Origin of the sequence: Terrabacter sp. NPDC000476 (genome assembly GCF_040300125.1) — a bacterium.
Taxonomy (GTDB): domain Bacteria; phylum Actinomycetota; class Actinomycetes; order Actinomycetales; family Dermatophilaceae; genus Terrabacter.
Genome location: NZ_JBEPDF010000012.1, coordinates 1 through 3,212, shown reverse-complemented (window position 1 = coordinate 3,212; position 3,212 = coordinate 1). Strand labels below are relative to the sequence as shown.

The following is a 3,212-nucleotide window of genomic DNA, read 5'->3' as shown; positions in this document are numbered from 1 at the left end:
CAAGTGTGATCATGAAGATCGGCTGGCACGGTTCAGCCAAGACCCCGACCCCGGGTCCTGCCGCAGCCTTGTCGTTCTTCTCCGCAAGATCCGCTCACGGTCGGCGTCGACTGTCTGAGCGCTGGAGAACCCATAGAACACCTCGTCGTGACCACCGTGGTGAAGGACGCCGAGTGGGTTGCTGACCCCTCAGCGGTCTTGGCCGCCGCTCGAGAGACCTTGCACGCCCGAGCTCGACGCCGGGGCCTGACCGTGCAGGGTCAACCCCACGAAGACGTCGAAATGCTGCGCGATGCCCACCGCGTCCGGATCACCCTCAGCGCCCAGGCCACCGCAGCGCCATCGACGTGACGACATCACGGTCATCCCGCTATCCGAGCGCTCCTGACTCCCGTTGATCTTGCGCTCATGCTTGATATGTGGGTGATCGGGGGCCACTCTCCGGTCTGAGCCCAGATGGGCTCGAGTCCTCAACGTGGAGGCACCCTCATGACCGCTCTGGATCTTCGTCTGACTCAAGGACTAACGCCCTTCGGGCTGCCCGCCGTGCACCTCGGAGAGCCGTGGCTGGACGCCTACCTCGACTTCCTCACCGCCCGCTGTCGACCCAACAGCGTGCTGGCCGCCGGCTACGACCTGAAGGTCTTCTTCACCCTCATCGCCAAGGCGCCGGAGGAGGTGACCGCCGCCGACGTGCTCGGGTTCATCACCGCCCAACGTGCCGGAGCAGCTGCTGCCGGCAGTCCTGTGGTCGCCATCGGCGACGACGCTCCGGGAGCGGTCAGCGCTCGAACCGTGCGTCGGCGCCTGTCCAGCATCTACGGCCTCTACGCCTTCCTCCTCGCCCGCGGCGACGTTCCCGCCAACCCCGTCCCCCGCGGTCTGCCAACACGGCGCGAACGCGACCGGCCCTGCAGCAGCCGCGGAGCCGGAACCCCACTGGTCCGTTCCCCACGGACGCTGCCGACCATCCTGAACCCCGACGAAGCCGACGCCCTCACCGCCGCCCTGCGCACCCACCGCGACCGCGCCATGGTCGCCGCGATGCTGCTCGGCGGCTTGCGCCGCTGCGAAGTCTTGCGCCTGCGGATGGAGGACCTGCACGTCGGGCAACGGCGGGTGTTCATCGCCGAGGGCAAAGGCGGACACCAACGTCAAGTCCCGATCTCCAAACGCTTCTTCGCGCTGCTGGGCGACTACCTCACCTTGGAGCGACCCACTGAGGCCGACCGCCTCGGCCACGGTCATGTCTTCTGCGTCCTGAAAGGTCCCCGCCGCGGGCACCCATTGTCAGCTTCCGGCCTCGATGAGGTCCTCGACGGAGCACGGCGGCGCGCCGGGCTGCAGCACGCCACCTGCCACCAACTGCGTCACACCTGCCTGACCCGCCTGCGCGAAGCGGGCATGGCCCTGGAAGCGATCCAGGCCCAGGCCGGGCATGCCTCCATCGAGTCCACCCGCATCTACCTTCACCTGGGCGACGACTGGCTGGCCGGTCAGTATCGCCGCGCCGCCGAATCGATCGACGCCCAAGCCTTCGCTGACCACCCCGCGCCAGCACCCACACGTTCGCTCACCCCGACGTTGCGGAGCCTCTGATGAGCCTCCCCATCGCCTTCCTCACCTGGGATGAGATCGACGCTGCTGCACCGCAACTATCCGCAACGATGCGCGCCTACCTGACCCAGGTCGCCACCACACTGCGCCCAGAAACCATCCGCGGAGCCGACCAGGGGTTGCGCTGTTTCGCGCAGTTCCTCATCGAAGAACATCCCGAGGTCACCACCATCGCCCAGGTCCGGCGCACCCACGTCGAAGGCTACAAACCCTGGATCGCCGCCCGCATCGGCAAAGACGGCGGGCCCATCACCGCCAACACCCGAGCCCACCGCATCGGCCACCTACGGACCTTCTTCATCCGCATCCACGACTGGGGCTGGCCTGACTCTCCACCCACCGTCCCCATCCTCTTCGGCGACCTGCCCCGCCAGGAGCAACCGCTTCCGAAAGCGCTCGACGACGCCGACGCCGCGAAGTTCCTGCGCGCCGCGCAAGGGCTGAAGCGGCAGTTGGGCCGGGTGGTCTGCGAGGTCCTCATCCGCACCGGCCTACGCGTCAGTGAGCTCACCAGGCTGCGCCGCGACGCCGTCCGCCAGATCGGCGCCGGGCACTGGCTACACGTTCCCGTCGGCAAACTCCTCGACGACCGTTACATCCCCCTGCACCCGCAACTGGTGGACCTGATCACCGACTACCGCGACCGCTTCGTCGACCCGACCAACCCACTGCTGCTGCCACGGGAGAACGGCAAACCGATGGACCGCCACGGCGTCACCCGCTGCCTGAACAACGCCGCCGCAGCCGCCGGCATCGGCCACGTCCACCCCCACCAGATGCGCCACACCCTGGCCACCCAAGCCATCAACCGCGGCATGAGCCTGGAAGCCATCGCCGCCATGCTCGGACACCACTCGATGGACATGACCCTGCGCTACGCCAAGATCGCCAACCGCACCGTCGCCGATGAGTACTTCGCCGTCACCGAGAAGGTCGAAGCCCTCTACGCCCAGGACGACAGCACCGCGTTGCCCGCCTCAGCAGCCGGCCCGGAGATGGCCCGCCTGCACCGCGAGATGCACCAGCGAATGCTCGGCAACGGCTTCTGCACCCGACCCCCGGCCCTGGACTGCACCTTCGAGTCGGTCTGCGAGACCTGCACCTTCTTCCAGACCAGCATCGCCTTCCGGCCGACGCTGCAGGCTCAGCACGATCACGCCGCCGAGCATGATCAACAGGGACGGCAGCAGCTCTTCGCGCGGCTTCTCGGCGACCTCGACGAGTCCGCATCCTGAGCCCTCTTGACACGATCACCCACATAATGTCGATGACCGAGCGAGGTGTTTGCGCCGGAACCAACGCAACACCCGTGCGCAACTCCGGTTGACGCGACCCGCCCCGCAACCTAGGTTGACGCCGTGGATGCGACCCAGCTGGCCGGCACCGCCGCCGACACCAGCGACACCTCCCGCGGCCTGCGCGCCGTGGCCGCACTGCGCCGGCTGCTGGAGACGCTGGAACTGCGCCAGGTCGAGCAGGCCCTGAGCCAGGGCGCGTCCTGGTCGGACATCGCCGCGGACCTGGGCGTGACCCGCCAGGCCGTGCACAAGAAGTACGCCAAGCGGCTGCGCGACGTAGCCGCCGGACGGGAGGAG

At 68.1% G+C, this 3,212-nt stretch carries 4 protein-coding genes; 3 read left to right on the top strand and 1 reads right to left on the bottom strand.

The features are described 5' to 3' along the window. Nucleotides 1-189 precede the first annotated feature (189 nt). A complete protein-coding gene (locus ABT295_RS21070; RefSeq protein ID WP_352396368.1) occupies nucleotides 190-366 on the bottom strand; it encodes a hypothetical protein in 177 nt (58 codons plus the stop codon). Nucleotides 367-489: 123 nt separating this feature from the next. On the opposite strand from ABT295_RS21070, the gene ABT295_RS21065 reads away from it, so the two are divergent. The 3 genes from ABT295_RS21065 to ABT295_RS21055 form a co-directional block, all read left to right on the top strand. After that, nucleotides 490-1,599, top strand: a complete 1,110-nt coding sequence (locus ABT295_RS21065) for a tyrosine-type recombinase/integrase (protein WP_352396367.1) — start codon at nucleotides 490-492, stop codon at nucleotides 1,597-1,599. Further along, a complete protein-coding gene (locus ABT295_RS21060) occupies nucleotides 1,599-2,852 on the top strand; it encodes a tyrosine-type recombinase/integrase (RefSeq protein ID WP_352396366.1) in 1,254 nt (417 codons plus the stop codon). Before ABT295_RS21065 ends, ABT295_RS21060 begins: the two co-directional genes overlap by 1 nt. Before the next feature lie 123 nt (nucleotides 2,853-2,975). Further along, nucleotides 2,976-3,212 (top strand): hypothetical protein (locus tag ABT295_RS21055; protein WP_352396365.1); only part of this gene is annotated, 237 nt, incomplete at its 3' end.